Annotated in this window: 13 protein-coding genes and 1 other annotated feature; of the genes, 9 read left to right on the forward strand and 4 right to left on the reverse strand. The window is 52.2% G+C overall.

Annotated elements, in window-relative coordinates:
• The first annotated feature begins 124 nt into the window (after positions 1–124).
• The 5 genes from MKX70_RS09560 (at position 125) to MKX70_RS09580 (ending at position 6,027) form a co-directional block, all read left to right on the forward strand.
• Positions 125–1,681, forward strand: coding sequence for a tetratricopeptide repeat protein (locus MKX70_RS09560; RefSeq protein ID WP_042239854.1), 1,557 nt, complete (start codon positions 125–127; stop codon positions 1,679–1,681).
• A gap of 82 nt (positions 1,682–1,763) precedes the next feature.
• Positions 1,764–2,025, forward strand: a binding site (T-box leader).
• 77 nt (positions 2,026–2,102) lie between these two features.
• Positions 2,103–3,806 carry a glutamine--tRNA ligase/YqeY domain fusion protein gene (locus MKX70_RS09565; protein ID WP_340839950.1) on the forward strand — a complete coding sequence of 568 codons (1,704 nt, stop codon included), beginning with the start codon at positions 2,103–2,105 and terminating at the stop codon, positions 3,804–3,806.
• Positions 3,807–3,879: 73 nt separating this feature from the next.
• Positions 3,880–4,083, forward strand: a complete 204-nt coding sequence (locus tag MKX70_RS09570) for a hypothetical protein (protein WP_340782153.1) — start codon at positions 3,880–3,882, stop codon at positions 4,081–4,083.
• 356 nt (positions 4,084–4,439) lie between these two features.
• A complete protein-coding gene (locus tag MKX70_RS09575) occupies positions 4,440–5,735 on the forward strand; it encodes an Nramp family divalent metal transporter (protein WP_042243574.1) in 1,296 nt (431 codons plus the stop codon).
• Positions 5,736–5,823: 88 nt separating this feature from the next.
• Entirely contained in the window at positions 5,824–6,027 is a 204-nt protein-coding gene (locus tag MKX70_RS09580; protein ID WP_042239847.1) for a hypothetical protein, read from the forward strand.
• A gap of 253 nt (positions 6,028–6,280) precedes the next feature.
• Here the strand turns inward: MKX70_RS09580 and MKX70_RS09585 are convergent, their stop codons facing one another.
• From MKX70_RS09585 to MKX70_RS09595, 3 genes are all read right to left on the reverse strand, one after another.
• Positions 6,281–7,597 (reverse strand): ABC transporter substrate-binding protein, encoded by a 1,317-nt coding sequence (locus MKX70_RS09585; RefSeq protein WP_042239846.1) that lies wholly within the window; start codon positions 7,595–7,597, stop codon positions 6,281–6,283.
• Positions 7,598–7,712: 115 nt separating this feature from the next.
• Entirely contained in the window at positions 7,713–8,549 is an 837-nt protein-coding gene (locus MKX70_RS09590; protein ID WP_340839951.1) for a carbohydrate ABC transporter permease, read from the reverse strand.
• A complete protein-coding gene (locus MKX70_RS09595; RefSeq protein ID WP_039300685.1) occupies positions 8,549–9,439 on the reverse strand; it encodes a carbohydrate ABC transporter permease in 891 nt (296 codons plus the stop codon). Before MKX70_RS09595 ends, MKX70_RS09590 begins: the two co-directional genes overlap by 1 nt.
• A gap of 191 nt (positions 9,440–9,630) precedes the next feature.
• On the opposite strand from MKX70_RS09595, the gene MKX70_RS09600 reads away from it, so the two are divergent.
• The 3 genes from MKX70_RS09600 (at position 9,631) to MKX70_RS09610 (ending at position 14,253) form a co-directional block, all read left to right on the forward strand.
• Positions 9,631–11,454: a sensor histidine kinase gene (locus tag MKX70_RS09600; protein ID WP_340839952.1), complete on the forward strand. Its 1,824-nt coding sequence runs from the start codon at positions 9,631–9,633 to the stop codon at positions 11,452–11,454.
• 112 nt (positions 11,455–11,566) lie between these two features.
• On the forward strand, positions 11,567–13,147 hold the full coding sequence (locus tag MKX70_RS09605; RefSeq protein ID WP_340839954.1) for a response regulator: 1,581 nt from the start codon (positions 11,567–11,569) through the stop codon (positions 13,145–13,147).
• Between the two features lie 101 nt (positions 13,148–13,248).
• The gene (locus MKX70_RS09610) at positions 13,249–14,253 is read left to right on the forward strand and encodes an HD-GYP domain-containing protein (RefSeq protein WP_340839955.1); all 1,005 of its coding nucleotides are present in this window, start codon (positions 13,249–13,251) and stop codon (positions 14,251–14,253) included.
• Positions 14,254–14,270: 17 nt separating this feature from the next.
• Here MKX70_RS09610 and MKX70_RS09615 read toward each other — a convergent pair whose 3' ends face one another.
• Positions 14,271–15,416: an N-acetylmuramoyl-L-alanine amidase gene (locus MKX70_RS09615; protein ID WP_340839956.1), complete on the reverse strand. Its 1,146-nt coding sequence runs from the start codon at positions 15,414–15,416 to the stop codon at positions 14,271–14,273.
• A 224-nt stretch (positions 15,417–15,640) separates the two neighbouring features.
• Between MKX70_RS09615 and MKX70_RS09620 the strand changes: the two genes are divergently transcribed.
• A complete protein-coding gene (locus tag MKX70_RS09620; protein ID WP_340839957.1) occupies positions 15,641–16,642 on the forward strand; it encodes a TIR domain-containing protein in 1,002 nt (333 codons plus the stop codon).
• The last annotated feature ends 4 nt before the right edge of the window (positions 16,643–16,646 follow it).

Genomic DNA, 16,646 nt, shown 5'->3' on the forward strand with positions numbered 1-16,646 from the left:
AGCACTCCAAGAAATATATGCGCCAGTATGCCACTTATGAGTTGTGAAGGGCTGAGCGAAATGTGATAATATTTGACTACCGGACAAATTTCCGTACGATAATCAGAGAGCAGGGTTTGAACTAATGACAATAGACGGACAAGAACGATACCGCTTCAGTGAAGCGCCAATATGGGAACTGCAGCGCAGGTATTATGAGCAGCTCGGGCTGCAGGCTTGGGCGAATGACCAGGTCCCACAGTACATTACAAGCAATCCGATGATCGGAACAGCGTATGCGGAGATGATCTTCGGATTTCTGCAGGACCGTGCGGAGAAGGGGCATACTACAGAACCGGTTATTATTCTGGAGCTTGGCGCAGGTGTCGGACGCCTGGCGTTCCATGTTCTGCAGCAGCTATGTGAGCTGATCCAGTATGCCGGAGTGCTGCTGCCTCCTTTCCGCTACGTCATGAGCGATCTGCCCTGGAAGAATATTGAGGGCTGGCAGAAGCATGAAGGTCTGAAGCCTTTTGTGGAGCAGGGGATTCTTGATTTCGCCCGCTTTGATGCGGTGCAGGATACAGAGCTGTCCCTGACGCAGAGCGGAATAGTGATTAAGCCCGGCGGACTGCAGCAGCCGCTGATGGTGATCGCCAACTACTTCTTCGATAGTATTCAGCAGGAACTGCTCTATATTGATGAAGGCAAGATTTATGAATGTGAGGTTTCGTTAAAATATCCCGAGCAGTCCGGCTCGATGAGCACGTCCGAAGTACTGCGGGATCTGGTGCCGGAATATCATTACAAGCGGGCCGAAGGCTATGAGGATCCTTCATACAAGTACCATGAAGTGATTTCATTCTATCTGGACAAGCTGGAGGATTCGCATATCCTGTTCCCGGCGGCGGCCATTTCCTGTATGGAACGTCTCGGGGCTCTCTCCCAGGGGAGCTTCCTGCTGCTTACCGCAGATAAGGGCGACCACCGGCTGGAGAACTGGGAATTCGCCGAGCCGCCGAAGCTGATTCATCACGGCAGCATTTCACTCACGGCAAATTATCATGCGCTGGTGCATTATTTTGAACGGAAGGGCGCCAAGTCCCAGTTCACACAGCATCATTATAAGAATCTGAATGTCGGCTGCATTCTGATGCTTGAAGAGCCGATGCTCCATCCCCATACCCGTCTGGCCTACCGGCGGTTTGTAGAGCGGTTCGGCCCGGATGATTTCTTCAGCCTGAAGGTGTGGATCGACAAAAATTACGATACGATCGGCATGCAGCAGATCCTGGCCTTCTGGCGGCTGGGCGGCTATGATGCCGAGCTGTTCATCCAGAGTGCGGAGCGTATCTCCGCTCTGCTGCCGGATGCCAGTGATGATGAGCTGCTGGACCTGCAGCGCGGGATTAATCTGATGTGGAAAGGCTTCTATCCGATGCCGCAGAAATATGATCTGGCGCTCGACTGCGGTCTGCTGCTGTTCGAGATGGAGCAGTACGGGGAGTCCCGCCGCTTCCTGGAACATTCGCTTGCATCCAGTGAGGAGGAGCCGGTAATTACTGTATTGTACTGCCTGGCTATTTGCAGCTACGAGCAGGAGGATGACGAAGCAGCGCTGGATTATACGCGCAGATCACTTCTGATTGAGCCGGAGCATGAGGAAGCCTTGGAGCTTTTGGCGGCGCTGAGCCAGGGGTAAGGTTGTCCCGCAGGCTGCTGCCGCCAACGGACATTGCTACACTTTACACCCAGCCTGTGATTTGTTATTCTGGATCAAATGATCAAACGCGATGACGAGAAGAGTACGTCTATTCATTCCCTCACAGAGAGCTCCGGGTGGTGCGAAGGAGCAGGGAAGGCTGGACCGAAACAAGCCTCTGAGCGGTGCACCGGAACCGGCTATGGCCGGGGATGGTACAACAGGAGCTCCTGTTACAGAGCTAGAGTATAAGTCCTGCCTGCCGGCAGTGCCGTACTTGATGAGATTAATATGGCGACATATTAATAAACCTGGGGTGGTACCGCGAGAATCTCGTCCCCAAGACTACAGTCTTGGAGGTGAGGTTCTTTTTTGTTGTCCCGTGAGGGCAGGTATCACCAATATACAGGAGGAGATCAGAATGACTGACGTTAATGTGAATGAGAGTGAACCGGCCGTGCCGGAGAATTATATGGATAAGCTGATCAGAGAAGACGTGGAGGGCGGAGTCTACAGCAGGGAGATCTGCACAAGATTTCCGCCGGAGCCCAATGGGTATCTGCATATCGGCAGTGCTTTTGCCATCCACACGAATGTTGAGATTGCCCGTAAGAATGGCGGCAGATTCCATCTGCGCTTCGATGATACCAACCCGCTGAAGGAGGATATGGAGTATGTAAAAGCTATTACCGAGGACATGGAATGGCTGGGCTGCAGCCCGGGAGAGCATATCTATTATGGCTCTGATTATTCGGAGGAAATCTGCCGCAGCGCAGAGGAACTGATTCTTAAGGGGAAAGCTTATGTCTGCGACCTGACTCCGGAGGAAGTAACGTCCTACAGGGGGACATTAACCGAACCTGGTAAGGACAGTCCGTACCGGGACCGGTCGCGGGACGAGAATCTGCGGCTGTTCCGGGGGATGCGTAATGGAGAATATCCTAACGGTGCAAAGGTGCTGCGGGCCAGAATCGACATGTCTTCGCCCAACATCAATCTGCGCGACCCGGTACTCTACCGGATCATTCATGCAGAGCACTACCGCACGGGGGAGGACTGGTGCATCTATCCGATGTATGATTTTGCTCATCCGATTCAGGATGCCATTGAAGGGGTAACGCATTCACTCTGCTCCATTGAGTTCAAGGATCACCGGCCGCTGTATGAGTGGGTGCTTAAGGAGCTGAATATTCCTGAACCCCCTAAGCAAAGGGAATTCGGCCGGGTGAATCTGACGGGAGTGATCACGAGCAAACGGTATCTCCGGGCGCTGGTTGCCGGGAAGTATGTGGACGGCTGGGATGATCCGCGTCTGCCTACGCTCCGTGGACTGCGTAGACGCGGATTCACGCCGGAGAGCATCAAGGATTTTGTCCGGGAGATCGGGATGGTCCGCAATACGGCAATGGTCGATTTCTCGCTGCTGGAGCACTGCGTAAGACAGGATCTTAAAGCGAAGGTGCCGGCTATCATGGCCGTGCTGAATCCGCTGAAGGTTGTGCTTGCCAATTACGAAGCCGGGGCTTCTGAATCTCTTAACATTGAGTACAACAGTGAGAATCCCGCGCTCGGCACAAGAGACGTTCCATTCTCCGGCACACTCTATATCGAGCGGGAGGACTTCATGGAGATACCTTCCAAGGGCTTCCGCAGACTGACGCTTGGCGGTGAAGTACGGCTGAAGGGTGGGTATTTCATCCGCTGCAATGAAGTGATTAAGGATAAGGAAACTGGTGAGATTGTCGAGCTGCGCTGCACCTATGATCCGGATACGAGAAGCGGGAGCGGTTTTGACGGGCGGAAGGTAAAAGGAACCATCCATTGGGTGTCCGCTGAGCATGCGGTCAAAAGTGATGTGTATCTGTACGAGAAGTTGCTTGTAGACAATGAAGGGCCGAAGGAGGAAGGGGAGACCTGGGAAGCGTACATCAACCCGGATTCTGCCACTTTGCTAAAGGATTGCTTGCTGGAGCCGCTTGCGGATAAACCACAGCCCGGGGACAAATTTCAATTCCTGCGTCACGGTTATTTCTGTATCGACAGCAAGCACAGTTCTGATCACAGGCTGGTATTCAACAGAATTGTTCCGCTGAAGGACACCTGGAAAGGGAAAGCAGAAAAATAAGCTTCAACACAGTTTCTCCACAAACGGCGGCTATACTGATGGCAGTACCTTGAATCCCGGAGGAGGAATAACCATGAATTGGTCCTGGCTGGTTACATTGATCTGTCCGCTGATGATGATTCTCATGATGTTCGGAATGCCCGGCATGCGCGGCAAACATGGACATGGAGGCCACTCGCGGAAGCAGTCGGATGTGGAGAAGCTGCAGCAAGAGCTGAATGAACTGAAGCTGCTGAATGAACAGATGCGCGCTGATATCCAAAGTATTACCTCTTAAGCAGTGTGGATCACACTGGAATGCCCGGCGGGCGAGAGTCAGGATTAACTCCTGAAGCTCGTCCGTTTTTTTGTACGCTGTGACAGATGCATTTTAGTTTGCGAAGCAGCGGGCGGGGTAATGACTTCTTAGGCTGGAGCATCACTTTGCCGCAGGTTTGCACATAATATATTTTTGAGCATCTGGGCGGATATCGTGTGTATTAATCAGGATGCCATTCCGGATGAAAAATCCAATGAAAATACATTTACATTTCTCAATTAGCAGATTATAATGAAAACAAATCAAATGTTGCATCAGGGAAACTTTCGTGTATATAGACAACTTTTTCCGGGCAAGAGGAGGGATAGAAAATGATGGAGCAAAATACAGCAGTAGAATCATCCCCTATACTAAAAGGACATACTAATAAACATTCGGCACAATCGGTGCTGAATGGAGATGTCAAAGGACTGAAGAGACTCCTTCCTTTCTTGGGCCCGGCTTTTATCGCTTCTGTAGCGTATCTGGACCCCGGCAATTTCGCCACTAATATTACTGCAGGCTCGAAATACGGATATTTGTTATTATGGGTTATCTTTGCCTCGAATCTGATGGCTGTCCTTATACAATCCTTATCCGCCAAGCTTGGCATTGCCACCGGTAAGAATCTGCCTGAGGTAGCCCGGGAGAAATTCCCGAGGGGCGTGTCCATCTTCCTGTGGATTCAGAGTGAACTGGTTATTATCGCTACTGACCTGGCGGAATTTATCGGGGCAGCCCTTGGACTATACTTGCTGTTCGGTATACCGATGCTGCCCGCTGCGCTGATTACCGCAGTAGGATCTTTCGCTATTCTGGAGCTCCAGCGGCGCGGCTACCGTACCCTGGAGGCCGGAATTGCCGGGATGGTGATGATTGTTGTTCTGGCTTTTGCATTCCAGGTCATTATGGCGAAGCCCGATGCGGGCAGTGTAGTTGCCGGAATGTTCACTCCAAGATTCGAAGGTGTGGACAGCATCCTGCTGGCTGCCGGAATTCTCGGCGCGACGGTTATGCCGCATGCGATTTATCTGCATTCCTCGCTGACCCAGAGCCGGGTCGTCGGGATCGATGAGCGGGAGAAGAAACAGATCTTCCGGCTGGAATTCATCGATATTCTGATTGCCATGCTGATTGCCGGTGCCGTGAATATGGCCATGGTGGTTGTAGCTGCGGCGTTGTTCTTCAAGAATGGTCTGGTCGTTGAGGATTTGGATGTCGCCTTCGAGCAGTTCCGCAATCTGGCAGGACCGGTTACCGCCATCTCCTTCGGCCTCGGCCTCCTGATCGCAGGTCTGTCGAGCTCGTCGGTCGGTACAATGGCTGGTGATGTGGTCATGCAAGGCTTCATTAATAAAAAGATCAATCTCTACCTGCGGCGGGCGATTACAATCATTCCACCGCTGACCATCATCGCCTTCGGGATTAACGCTACTAGTGCACTGGTGATGAGCCAGGTCGTCTTGTCCTTCGGGATTGCCTTTGCCCTCATTCCGCTCGTGATCTTCACAAGCGACCGCACAATCATGAAGGGGCTGGTGAACCACCGGATCACCACCCTCCTCGGCTGGATTATCTCGGCTCTGGTAGTGTCACTAAATTTGTTCCTGATTGTTGAGATGTTTGTGTAACTGCTGTAAGGTCATTAATGTTTTACGCTGTGAATCTTCCTTCAAAAGGGTCGTCCCAAAGCCATGAACGATGGCTTGGGAGGGCCTTTTGTTATTTTTGCGTAGAAGTGCTACTGAATTCGGGGAAGTGGCGAGGGATGAGGAAATGAAAGGGATAAATCCCTTTGAATTCGCTGTAGGCGGGTATTTGGAGGAAATGAAGGGGATAAATCCCTTTGAATTCGCTGTGGGCGGGTATTTGAGGGAAATGAAGGGGATAAATCCCTTTCATTTCGATGGAAGTGGTCTTTAAGATTGTAGAAACTCCCCCTCTTAAACAGCGGAGCGGACGGAATGATTGTGGAAAAGCGGAGCGGTCGCCTTTGTATCCGGATTTTCACCGTAAAGGGGAATAAATAAAATCTGGATACAAGAGCGATTGGAACAACGTTCCGTTTGCGGAGCGTGCTCTAAAGTGCCAACGTAAATCCTGCTCTAAAACAAATATAAAAAAGAGGCACCCAAGCCATTTTGGCTTTGAGGCACCTCTTGCTTTTTATTAGTTCCTATTGCTTCACAATATCCTGCACAGCCTTATCCAGACTCTCCAGCAGCTTATCACGGTCAAGCTGTCCGCCGAGATATTCCTGCATCGCAGCGCCGAAGCCCTGGGTTACACCGTCAGGGAACATATCCCAGTTCCAGCCGAGGGCGGTAGCGGATTTCTCCTGCACGGCAACGGCAACCTGGCCGATATCTGCTGCGTCGGCAGCAACGTTAGTTTCAGCCGGGATGAACTTGAATTCCTTGGTCAGATACTTCTGGCCGGTTTCGGAAGAGACGAGCCAGTTCAGGAAGGCTTTAGCTTCTTCCGGATGCTCGGATTTGCTGTTCACCACATAGTTGTTAGGTACGCCTACAAGGATAGTGCCTTCTTCGTCGCTGATCGGAAGCGGGAGGAGGCCCAGATTCAGGGCAGGATCGATTTTGTCGATATCGCCTTGCGTCCAGTTACCCTGTAGCATCATCGCGGCTTTGCCGGATGCGAATTCCGCAACCTGGGTAGCATAGTCGGTAGTCATCTTGTTATCCTGGGCATTGTCGAAGATCACATCCACCAGATCCAGCCACTGCTCGAATACGGCGTTGCCTTTGATCGTCTGCGTACCGGCTTTGACATCATCAATGAACTGCTTCGGATCAGGCTGGTGGGCCAGACCTACGTTCACAAGGTGAATCCCCATCGACCACCACTCATTAGTGGCTTCAAACGGTGTGATGCCGGCGGATTTCAGCTTGGCTGCCGCATCTTTCAATTGCGGGAGGGTCTTAGGCTCTTCCGTAATGCCGGCTTTGGCGAACAGATCCTTGTTGTAGATCAGTCCATAGCCTTCTACGTTCATTGGCATACCATAGAGCTTGCCGTCCACGGTTGCCGGCGTTTTGGCGGTTGGGATCAGATTGGCGGCCCAAGGCTCATTGCTCAAATCAGTGGCGCGGTCCATATAAGGTACGAGGGCAGTATAACCGCCGTTATTGAAAATTTCCGGTTCAGAGCCGGAAGCAATCTCCGCTTTGAGCAACGCGCCGTAGTCTTCACCGCCGCCATGCGTTTCCACTTCGACCTTCACACCGGTTTCTTTCTCATATTCTTCGGCGAGTGCGTTCAGCTGCTCGGCAATTTCAACCTTGAACTGGAACATTTTGATCGTAACATCCTTGGCAGGTGCCTTGGTTGCTTCCGGTGCTGTGGTTTCGGTTGACGCATTAGGAGCATTGGTTGCGTTTCCATTGCCTGCGGAATTCGTATTGCCGCTATTCCCGCAACCTGCGATAATAAGTGTGCAAACGGTTGCGATAACGAACGCGAACTTTCTTTTCATAGAATAACCTCCCTGGTCTGTGTTTCCTGCAACTAGATCGTAATGCAAATGAGAGTGGACTTACACTTAATATTTTGCTCGAAAAAGTGGATATTGTTGCAAGGGGATCTCGCGATCATCCCTTAATGGAGCCTGTGGTTACACCTTCGACAATATAACGCTGCAGGGACAGGAAGAATATGAGGATAGGCGTAATCGCCATCACGAGACCCGCAAGGGCCAGATCCCACTTCTTGGTGTACTGCCCGAAGAACTTGGTCACTGCAACCGGCAGGGTCGTCAGATCCTTATTTCCCCCGATGACGAGCACCGGCAGCAGATAGTCATTCCAGATCCACAGCGTGTTAAGGATAATGACCGTTACAATAATCGGCATGAGCAGCGGGAACACAATTTTGAAGAATACGCCGTACGGATTGGAGCCGTCCACCCGCGCCGCTTCCTCCAGCTCAAAAGGCACTGTCTTAATGAATCCGTGGAACAGAAACACCGACAGCGGCATTCCGAAGCCGAGATAGCAGGCCACGATCCCGTATAATTCTCCGCGAAGTTCCAGAATACTGGTCACACGGACTAATTGCAACATCAGCGACTGGAACGGAATGATCATCGCCGAGACCAGCAGCAGGAAGACGAAGGAATTGAAGCGTGTCGGCTTCCGTACAATCTGATAAGCGGCCATCGAGCTGAACAGGACAATGAAGATTACGCTTAAGACAGTGATTTGCAGGGAGCTGAAGAAGGCTTGCGGGAAGTCAATGGCATCCCAGACCTTCGAGTAATTATCCCAGTGGAACACCTGCGGCCAGGAAGCAGCGTCGATCAGGATGTCCTTAAGCCCTTTAACCGAATTGCTTAGCACCAGGTAGAAGGGGGATAAGAATATAATAGCCAGAAGTATGGAGATGATCTCTAGAACGAAGTTTCTGGGCCGGTATCTGCTGCTGTTCATTACGCCGACACCTCTTTTCTTTTGGTAAGCCAGACCTGTGTGACCGTGATCAGTGAAACAGCCGCGAAGAAGAGCAGCGCTTTGGCCGTACCGAGGCCATAACGGTTGTTGATCAGCGCTTCCGCATAAATGTTATAGGCCAGTGACTGGGTCGAGGTCCCCGGTCCGCCTTTGGTCAATGACAGGTTGAGATCGAACATCTTGAACGCGTTAGAGGTCGTCAGGAACAGGCAGATCGTAATCGCCGGCATAATCAGCGGGACATAGACACTCTTGAACAGCTGCGGGGCACGGGCGCCGTCAATTTTGGCCGCTTCGACCAGATCCTTCGGGATACCCGCTAGCGCCGCGATATAAATGACCATCATATACCCGGCAGTCTGCCAGACGAACACAATGACCAGACCCCAGAATCCAGTGCTGGGCGTACCCAGCCAAGGCAGCTGGAAGAACGAAATCCCGGTAAGCTCGCCGATCGTGGCGAAGCCTTTGGTGAAGATGAACTGCCAGATGTAGCCGAGCAGAATACCGCCGATCACATTGGGCATGAAAAAGATGGTGCGCAGCAGCTTCTTCGTCTTCAGCGTCGTCATCAGAATGAAGGCAAGCAGCAGCGCCAGTACATTGGCGGCCACTACGGAGATTACGGTGAAGCGGAGCGTAAAGAGCAGAGACTCCCAGAACTTATCGTCGTTCGTAAAAATCCGTCTCCAGTTGGCCGCGCCGGTCCAGACCGCTTTGTCCAGATCGAGCCCGTTCCAGTCGGTGGAAGAGTAGTAGAAGCCGAGGAAGAATGGAGTGACTACAATGGTCAGGAAAAAGAGCAGACAGGGGCCGAGAAATACGATTTGCTGTCCCCAGCCTCGTTGCAAGCGCAGAGCTTTTCTCATATGGAATCTCCTTTGTATAATATTTCTACGTGTTCACAGCTTCATTATAGAAAGCCCGGGCCATCGCCAACACTCAATTTGATGATGAGAAAAGTGGATTATATTGCAGCCGTGTTGCTTCCGGAGCGAGTTTTGCTGCAAGGTTATATCAGAGAAGCGGTTCTTCCGCAAAACTTACAGGAGGTTCCCCCATGTTCAGAAACAGTATCCGGACGCGGCTGATGGCCTTAGTGCTGCTGGCGTCAGTGATTCCGTCAGGCATATCCGTTACCTTCTCCTATCTCTATACCAAGCAGTCGGTTACGGAGCAGTCCGTGAAGCAGAATACGAAGCTGCTGACGCTGGGGGAAGCGAATCTCAGCAGTTACTTCAGCGGGATGAATCAGCAGGCGATGTCGCTGTACAGCGGGATTAATGTTCCCAGTTCTTTCTATACCCTACTACTTACCGCCAAAAGCAATGAACATGTACCTGATGGAACGATTGTGCCGGATACCCGCGCCGTGATCTCCACCCAGCTGTACAATCTGTTCCTCTCCGACCGGAATACCTTCCAGATCCATCTCTACGTCAGAGCGGCCCGGCAGTCCAATCTGCTGCTGGGCGGACTGTTCCGCCGGGAAGATAATGCGGATTATGCCAAGGCGGAGCATCTCGAGGGGACCTACCGGCCATACATCGAAGTGACGCATATGGATCATCAATACGGCGTGAAGTCCGGCTTCCCCAATCTGAAGCCGGGGAGCGTTCCGGTCTTCACTGCGCATTTTCCCATCTACCGCACGCCCAGCGACAGTGTATTGGCCGATCTGTCGATTGATTACAGCCTTGAAGAGCTGGAGGGCATCGTCAAATCGATGTACAATTCGGACACGGAGCGTCTGTATGTGCTGAATGAGCAGGGAAAGGCCTTGTTCACTTCTGATCCGGACTGGGTGGGTAAAACGGTTGAGACCGGATGGAGCCGTCTTCCCGAAGACAGTGACAGCGGGCATTTCACCTGGAAAAAGGATGGCTTCCAGGGTATTGTCATGTACAAGCATATCAAGGACCCGCTCTTCAGCGGCAGCATCATCAAGCTGGTGCCTTACGAGGATCTGTATGGTGATGCGAGGATCATCACCCGGTTCAATATGGGGATCGGGCTGCTGTTTCTCCTGATCGGGGGAATCAGCGCGGTCCTCATCTCCATCGGCTTTACCCGGCCGATTAAGAAGCTGATCAACTTCACCCAGAAGGTGCAGATCGGCCAGCTGGATGCGCATATGGATGCCGAACGGGAGGATGAATTCGGCCTGCTGACCCGCAAGATCACCGGCATGACCCGGACCATCAATGACCTGATCGTTAAGGAATACCGCCTGGAGCTGGCGAACAAGACGAATCAGCTGAAGGCGCTGCAGGCTCAGGTCAATCCGCATTTTCTCTACAATGCCCTGCAGTCCATCGCCAGCTTGTCCTTGCGCTATAATGCGCCGAAGGTGTATGATCTCATCTATTCCCTGGGCAGCATGATGCGCTATTCCATGAATACGGAGCGGACGCAGGTGCCGCTGCGCGATGAAATCGAGCATGTGCAGAATTATGTGATTCTGCAGACGGAGCGGTTCGGCGAAGAGAATCTGCGCCTGGAGATTCATGCGGCGGAAGCAGCGCTGGAGACGGTCCTGCCCAAGATGATTCTCCAGCCGATCGTGGAGAATATCTTCAAGCACGGCTTCGCGGACGGAATCCGCGAAGCCGTCATCCGGATAGACTGCATGCTGGAAGGGCAGTCCCGGCTGGTTCTTGCCGTCAAGGATAACGGCAAGGGGATTAGCCCGGAACGGCTGGAGGAGATTACAGCCGGACATAGAAGCAGCGGCCGGCCTGAGAACGAAGAGATCGGCCTGTATAATGTGCTGGCCCGCCTGCGGCTGCAGTTCGGCAGCGAGGCGGAGATGCAGCTGCATAATGAAGAGGGTCAAGGGGTTACGGTTACCCTGATTATTCCGCTGGAGGGGCCAGGCGAATAAAGCCATCTTCCCGGAGAGACAGTTACAGTATGAATGTTTAACGCGATGAATTATTGATTATAGAGTGATAAATGAAGAAGGGTGCAGACATAACCGAAAGGAGCGGCTGGAAATGAAGGTGCTGATTGTAGATGATGAGAAGCATGTGCGGGAGGCCATCCGTTATTTTGTTCCTTGGGACAAATATAATATCTCCGCGATATATGAGGCTACCAATGGTCAGGAAGCGACCCGGGTGATGCAGGAGCATCAGCCGGCGATCGTATTCACGGATATGCGGATGCCGCTGATGGACGGAGCCGAGCTGCTGGAATGGCTGCATAAGCATTATCCGAATACGAAGACCATTGTCATCAGCGGGTATCAGGATTTCAATTATGTGAAGCCGGCCATTGTCTACGGCGGGACTGATTATCTGCTGAAGCCGCTGAACAGCAAGCAGCTGATTGCCTCGGCGGAGCATGCCTTTAAGCTGTGGATGGAGGAGGAGGCGGTGCGGAAGCAGTCGCAGCGCCAGAATATGCAGCTGAACGTGCTGCGTCCGCTCTACTGGGACAAGGTGCTGTCCGATCTGGTCTACGGGCATGCCTCCTTTCAGGAGCTGAAGCTGGCGCTCAGCGAAGAGCTGGGGATGCCGATTGGAGCAGCCTCCTGCAGAGTGGCTGTCATCTCGATGCAAGGTGCAGACTGCCGTCTGCTGCAGAGATTTCATGGCGATGTGGCGCTGACGGCTTTTGTGCTGGCCAATGTCTGCAATGAGGTTATGGCACCAGACTACAGCGGCTATGCCTTCCGCAGCTGGCAGAGCGGGGGGGAGCTTGTGATTCTGCTGTGGAATGCTGTTCAACAGGCGGAGACGGTACTGAACGGAGTGAATGAATCGATCCGTAAGGCGTATGGCGTCCAGGTGGATATCGGGCTCAGCCTGCTGAACCCGTTGCCGGAGGGGCTGCAGCCTGCTTTTGCCCAGGCACGCCAAGGGCTGGAGGAACGGAATCTTCTTCAGCGTGATGGACGGATACATCTCTGTAGAGCAGATGGGGAGGAGAGTAGGCCTGAAGAAGACTACGCCCTGGATATGGAGCTCGACAAGCTTAGAATCGCGGTATTGTCGGGTGATCTGGAGCGGATGGAGCGGGTTGTGGAGGAATGGGCGCGGGAGCTTGCCGGGTTACCGCTGCTTACTGAGAGCAGCTTCCTCCATCAGCAGGAGGAGATCTGTGCTGTTCTAAAGCGCTGGCGGCCGGAGGAGGAGATCAGCCTAGAGCTATGTTATGACTCACAGGGGCTGTTCTCGGTGGAGAACTGGGAGAGTCAGCTTAAGGCTCTGCTGCAGCGCCTGTCCAAAGGCAGCTCGCAGGCTCAGGGCAGCAGACTTGTGCTGGAGATCAGAGAGTACCTGAACCAGAACTATGCGCAGGAGATGACGCTGCAGCATATTGCGGAACGCTTTTTCATCAGCAGGGAGAATGTCTCCCGCAAATTCAAGCAGATCACCGGGGAGAATCTGTCGGATTATTTAACCAGTCTCAGAGTGGATAAAGCGAAGACGCTGCTGCAGAATACGAATTTGCGGCTATCACAGATCGCGGGGCTGGTGGGCTATGAAGATGAGAAATATTTCAGCCGTGTCTTCAAAAAGTCCACCGGAATGACTCCGCGGGAGTACCGCAAGCAAGAGGAGGAGGGCTAATGGAAGGCCCAATTACCTTTCAACATTTTCCAGCGTTAAACCGATAATAGCTATATGGGCAATTTATATATTGTTTCGGTTATCTGGGAGGGCTGGAAGGTATGGACAACTATCTGGGAAGAACAATTAAGAATGATCTGATCAATGCGTACGGAGTTACAGTTATTCCTGCCAAGAGCAAATTGAATGTTGAACACCTGGAGCTCATCCGCAAACAAAGAATTGATGTAATTGACATAATATTTACGGATGAAGCCGAGCAGGCACCCCCTTATCAGCAAATGGTAAATAGTGTAGTGAATAGCTCGAAAGAACTGTTTGAATCTTACAGAATTTCACGGAAAATCCAGTTAGCGGATATCCGGAAGGATGTCGTTCCGGTTATTCAGGAAATTTCCCGTAATCCTGATATTTTTGCTTTGTTCAGTTCGGTTCAAGGCAAGGATGATTATACATACCAGCACAACGTTGGAGTCGGTGTACTGTCCACCCTGATCGGCAGATGGTTACATATGAATGAAGCGGATCTGTCCGTGCTGTCCACGGCAGCTACCCTGCATGATGTCGGCAAGCTGAAGATTCCTAACGAGATCCTGAACAAGCCCGGCAAGCTGACGGAAGAAGAATTCAGTCTGGTGAAGAAACACACGATTTACGGCTATGAGATGCTGAAAGAAACCACCGGAGCCAATTCGCGCATCACCCTGGCGGCTCTGCAGCATCATGAGAGAAACGACGGCAAGGGATATCCGCTGGGACTTAAGGATGAACAGATTGATTCCTACAGCAAAATAATAGCCGTTGCCGATATTTTTCATGCTATGTCCAGTAAACGCCCCTATCATGAGGCTATGCCGTTCCATATGATTGTTGATCAGATGAGAAGAGGCAGCTTTGGCGCACTGGACCCGCATATTGTTTCGGTTTTTCTGGAGAACATTGTGAAGCGGACTGTTGGCCGTGAGGTAGTATTAACCGATGGCCGGGTCGGTGAGATCGTCTATCTGAATCCGCATGATATCGAAACTCCGCTCATCCGCATTAACGATGAATATATCGACCTCAGCAAAATAAAAGAACTCAATATCCGGGAAATCACTATCTAATTTCAGATGACTTCCTTTCAGTATTGATAATAATCAGCCAGCCCCTCGGCGATAGCCTGTGCAGCCTTCCGCTGATAAGCGGCTTTGCGGACAATCGACTCGTCGTATGGATTGCTGAGGAACCCAAGCTCTATAAGGGCTGCGGGAAGCGGATTTTCCCTCAGAATATGATAGTTGCCGAAGGAGAGGCCGTTGCTCCGGAGGCCGATTCCTGCGCCAAGCCGGGTTTCAATCGCCCGGGCCAGCCGGAGATCATTCTGCTCCGAATAGAAGAAGGTCAGCGTGCCGGAGACATTCTTCGGGGAGGAATTATAATGGATGCTTACAAAAGCATCTGCCCCGAGCTGCTGCCCGAGCTGTACCCGCCGGGAGAGCGTTGGCTTCTGGTCTCCACGGGTACGGGTCAGCTCTACCCGGGCCCCTTTGGCGGTCAGGTAATCCCGGAGATATAGGGAGGTCTGCAGGGTAAGATCCTTCTCCATCGTGTCATAGGTCGTGCCGAGCATACCGGGGTCACTGCCCCCATGACCGGGATCGACGACAATCAGCTTGCCGCGGATGCTGCCGGATTTCCTTATTACACTGGTGTTCTGGGCATTTGAACTGGCAGTGCTTAAGTTCGGGATGCTTCCCCCGGCAAGGTACTGGGTGGATACCCAGCCGGTAGCTCCTCCGGCTGTACGGATTCTTGACCATCCGTCCTGGCGGAGCAGAATCGTAACGGCATTCCCGGACTGCAAAGAACCGACTACCTCATAGCTGATTCCCGGGCCTCCCCGGATACGCAGGGAAGAGGCGGTGACAACAGCCGTTCCGCTGGAGGTGGAGGAGGTCTTAACGGAGGTGCTGGCGGATGAGGCGGATGAGGTTCCAGCAGAGGCAGCTCTGCTGGTCCGCTTCAGATAATACCCGGCGACCCATCCGGATACAGATCCGGCCCTCACTTTGAGCCAGCCATGCTGCTCCTCCGTGACTGTAACGACGTCTCCTCCCGCCAGAGAGCCGGTAATGGCTGCGCTTGCGGCAGGCTCACTGCGAACATTCAGGGAGTTCGCGTATACTTTGGCTGTGTAGGTATCTGCAGCGTGGGCAGCAGAAGACGGCAGCGCATATGGTGTCAACAGACAGGCTGCCAGTACGGCGGTATGTAATATTCTTTTCATATAAAGCCTCTTTTCCCGGATAGATAAATTTCTATTACCCGTTTCATCGGCCGGAGAACAATAATTAATTAAAATTAAGAATAATTATGATTCGTTTATACATATAACAACGACAATTCACACTACGGGGTCTCGCTGTTTAATATAACTGGCAGCCCTATTCCTTAGGGGGAAATGTCTGTATAATTATTACATATTGGGGAAACAGATAAAGGAGTGCCGCCGTGATCAGACCTAGATTATTCATTGGATCCTCCAGAGAATCCATCCGCTACGCCAGGGCCATCCACGAGCAGCTGAAGCGGACTGCAGAAGTTCATCCTTGGTATGCTGCTGCTTTCCGGCCGAATGAATATACGATCGAGGCGCTGGAGCGGAATCTGGATATCAGTGACTTTGCCGTATTCGTGTTCTCGCCTGATGATGTGGCCCGGATCAGGGGTAAATATTATTATGTAACCCGTGATAACACCCAGTTTGAAATGGGTTTGTTCTGGTCCAGATTACGGCGTGGCCGGGTCTTCTGCCTGCTGCCGGATCAGGTACCTTCGCGCAGCGATCTGATTCCGGGGGAGAACGTGGAAGAGTACCACCTGTTGTCCGATCTGTCGGGGCTGACGCCGCTGGAATACGAGTGGCAGCATGAGAATGTTACAGCGGCGGTGGATGTCAGCTGCGGCAAGATTATCGACAGCATTCAGGGACAGGGGATGTACCATGATCCGGCTGTTGAGCTCCAGCAACTTAGAGCAGAGCTTAGGCGAAAAGAAAGTATCCTTCACTTCTTTTGGCAATATAATAATAATGTGACGCCTCCCCAGCCGGGTGAGAACTATCAGGCGCTTAGCGAAGCCGTCCGTAATTCATTCATACCTCCGGAGGATTGCCGGGTGATCGGAGCCGCCATGTGGCGGGCCGAAGAGGGGGAAGGCCTGAAACAGGTGGGCGGCAATGTAGGCCGCGGGCATATCTATCCGTTCTCGACCTCCGAAGACGGAAGCGGAAAACCGGGTGTGCTGGATGCTTATTTGGCTAAGGAATGGACTTTCTTACAGCGTACGGAAGTTGCGGAGGTATATATCCTATGCTATCCTTTAGGGGAGAACCACGTGATTTCTGTACATTTCTCCGGAAGCGGGGGATTATCGGCAGAGGATCTTACAGCAGTGGTTGCCTATAACCGTGATTTGTTCCGTACCGTCAATCATCTAGTGGAAGGGGACTGACAGG

It is taken from the genome of Paenibacillus sp. FSL R7-0312, assembly GCF_038004445.1.
In the GTDB taxonomy this organism is placed as follows: domain Bacteria; phylum Bacillota; class Bacilli; order Paenibacillales; family Paenibacillaceae; genus Paenibacillus_AQ.

Excerpts from the sequence above, each read along its gene's own strand:
- MKX70_RS09610 (WP_340839955.1), top strand. The coding sequence starts at position 13,249 with ATGGACAACTATCTGGGAAGAACAATTAAGAATGATCTGATCAATGCG.
- MKX70_RS09595 (WP_039300685.1), bottom strand. The coding sequence starts at position 9,439 with ATGAGAAAAGCTCTGCGCTTGCAACGAGGCTGGGGACAGCAAATCGTA.
- MKX70_RS09600 (WP_340839952.1), top strand. The coding sequence starts at position 9,631 with ATGTTCAGAAACAGTATCCGGACGCGGCTGATGGCCTTAGTGCTGCTG.
- MKX70_RS09565 (WP_340839950.1), top strand. The coding sequence starts at position 2,103 with ATGACTGACGTTAATGTGAATGAGAGTGAACCGGCCGTGCCGGAGAAT.
- MKX70_RS09570 (WP_340782153.1), top strand. The coding sequence starts at position 3,880 with ATGAATTGGTCCTGGCTGGTTACATTGATCTGTCCGCTGATGATGATT.
- MKX70_RS09615 (WP_340839956.1), bottom strand. The coding sequence starts at position 15,416 with ATGAAAAGAATATTACATACCGCCGTACTGGCAGCCTGTCTGTTGACA.
- MKX70_RS09585 (WP_042239846.1), bottom strand. The coding sequence starts at position 7,597 with ATGAAAAGAAAGTTCGCGTTCGTTATCGCAACCGTTTGCACACTTATT.
- MKX70_RS09605 (WP_340839954.1), top strand. The coding sequence starts at position 11,567 with ATGAAGGTGCTGATTGTAGATGATGAGAAGCATGTGCGGGAGGCCATC.
- MKX70_RS09575 (WP_042243574.1), top strand. The coding sequence starts at position 4,440 with ATGGAGCAAAATACAGCAGTAGAATCATCCCCTATACTAAAAGGACAT.
- MKX70_RS09590 (WP_340839951.1), bottom strand. The coding sequence starts at position 8,549 with ATGAACAGCAGCAGATACCGGCCCAGAAACTTCGTTCTAGAGATCATC.
- MKX70_RS09560 (WP_042239854.1), top strand. The coding sequence starts at position 125 with ATGACAATAGACGGACAAGAACGATACCGCTTCAGTGAAGCGCCAATA.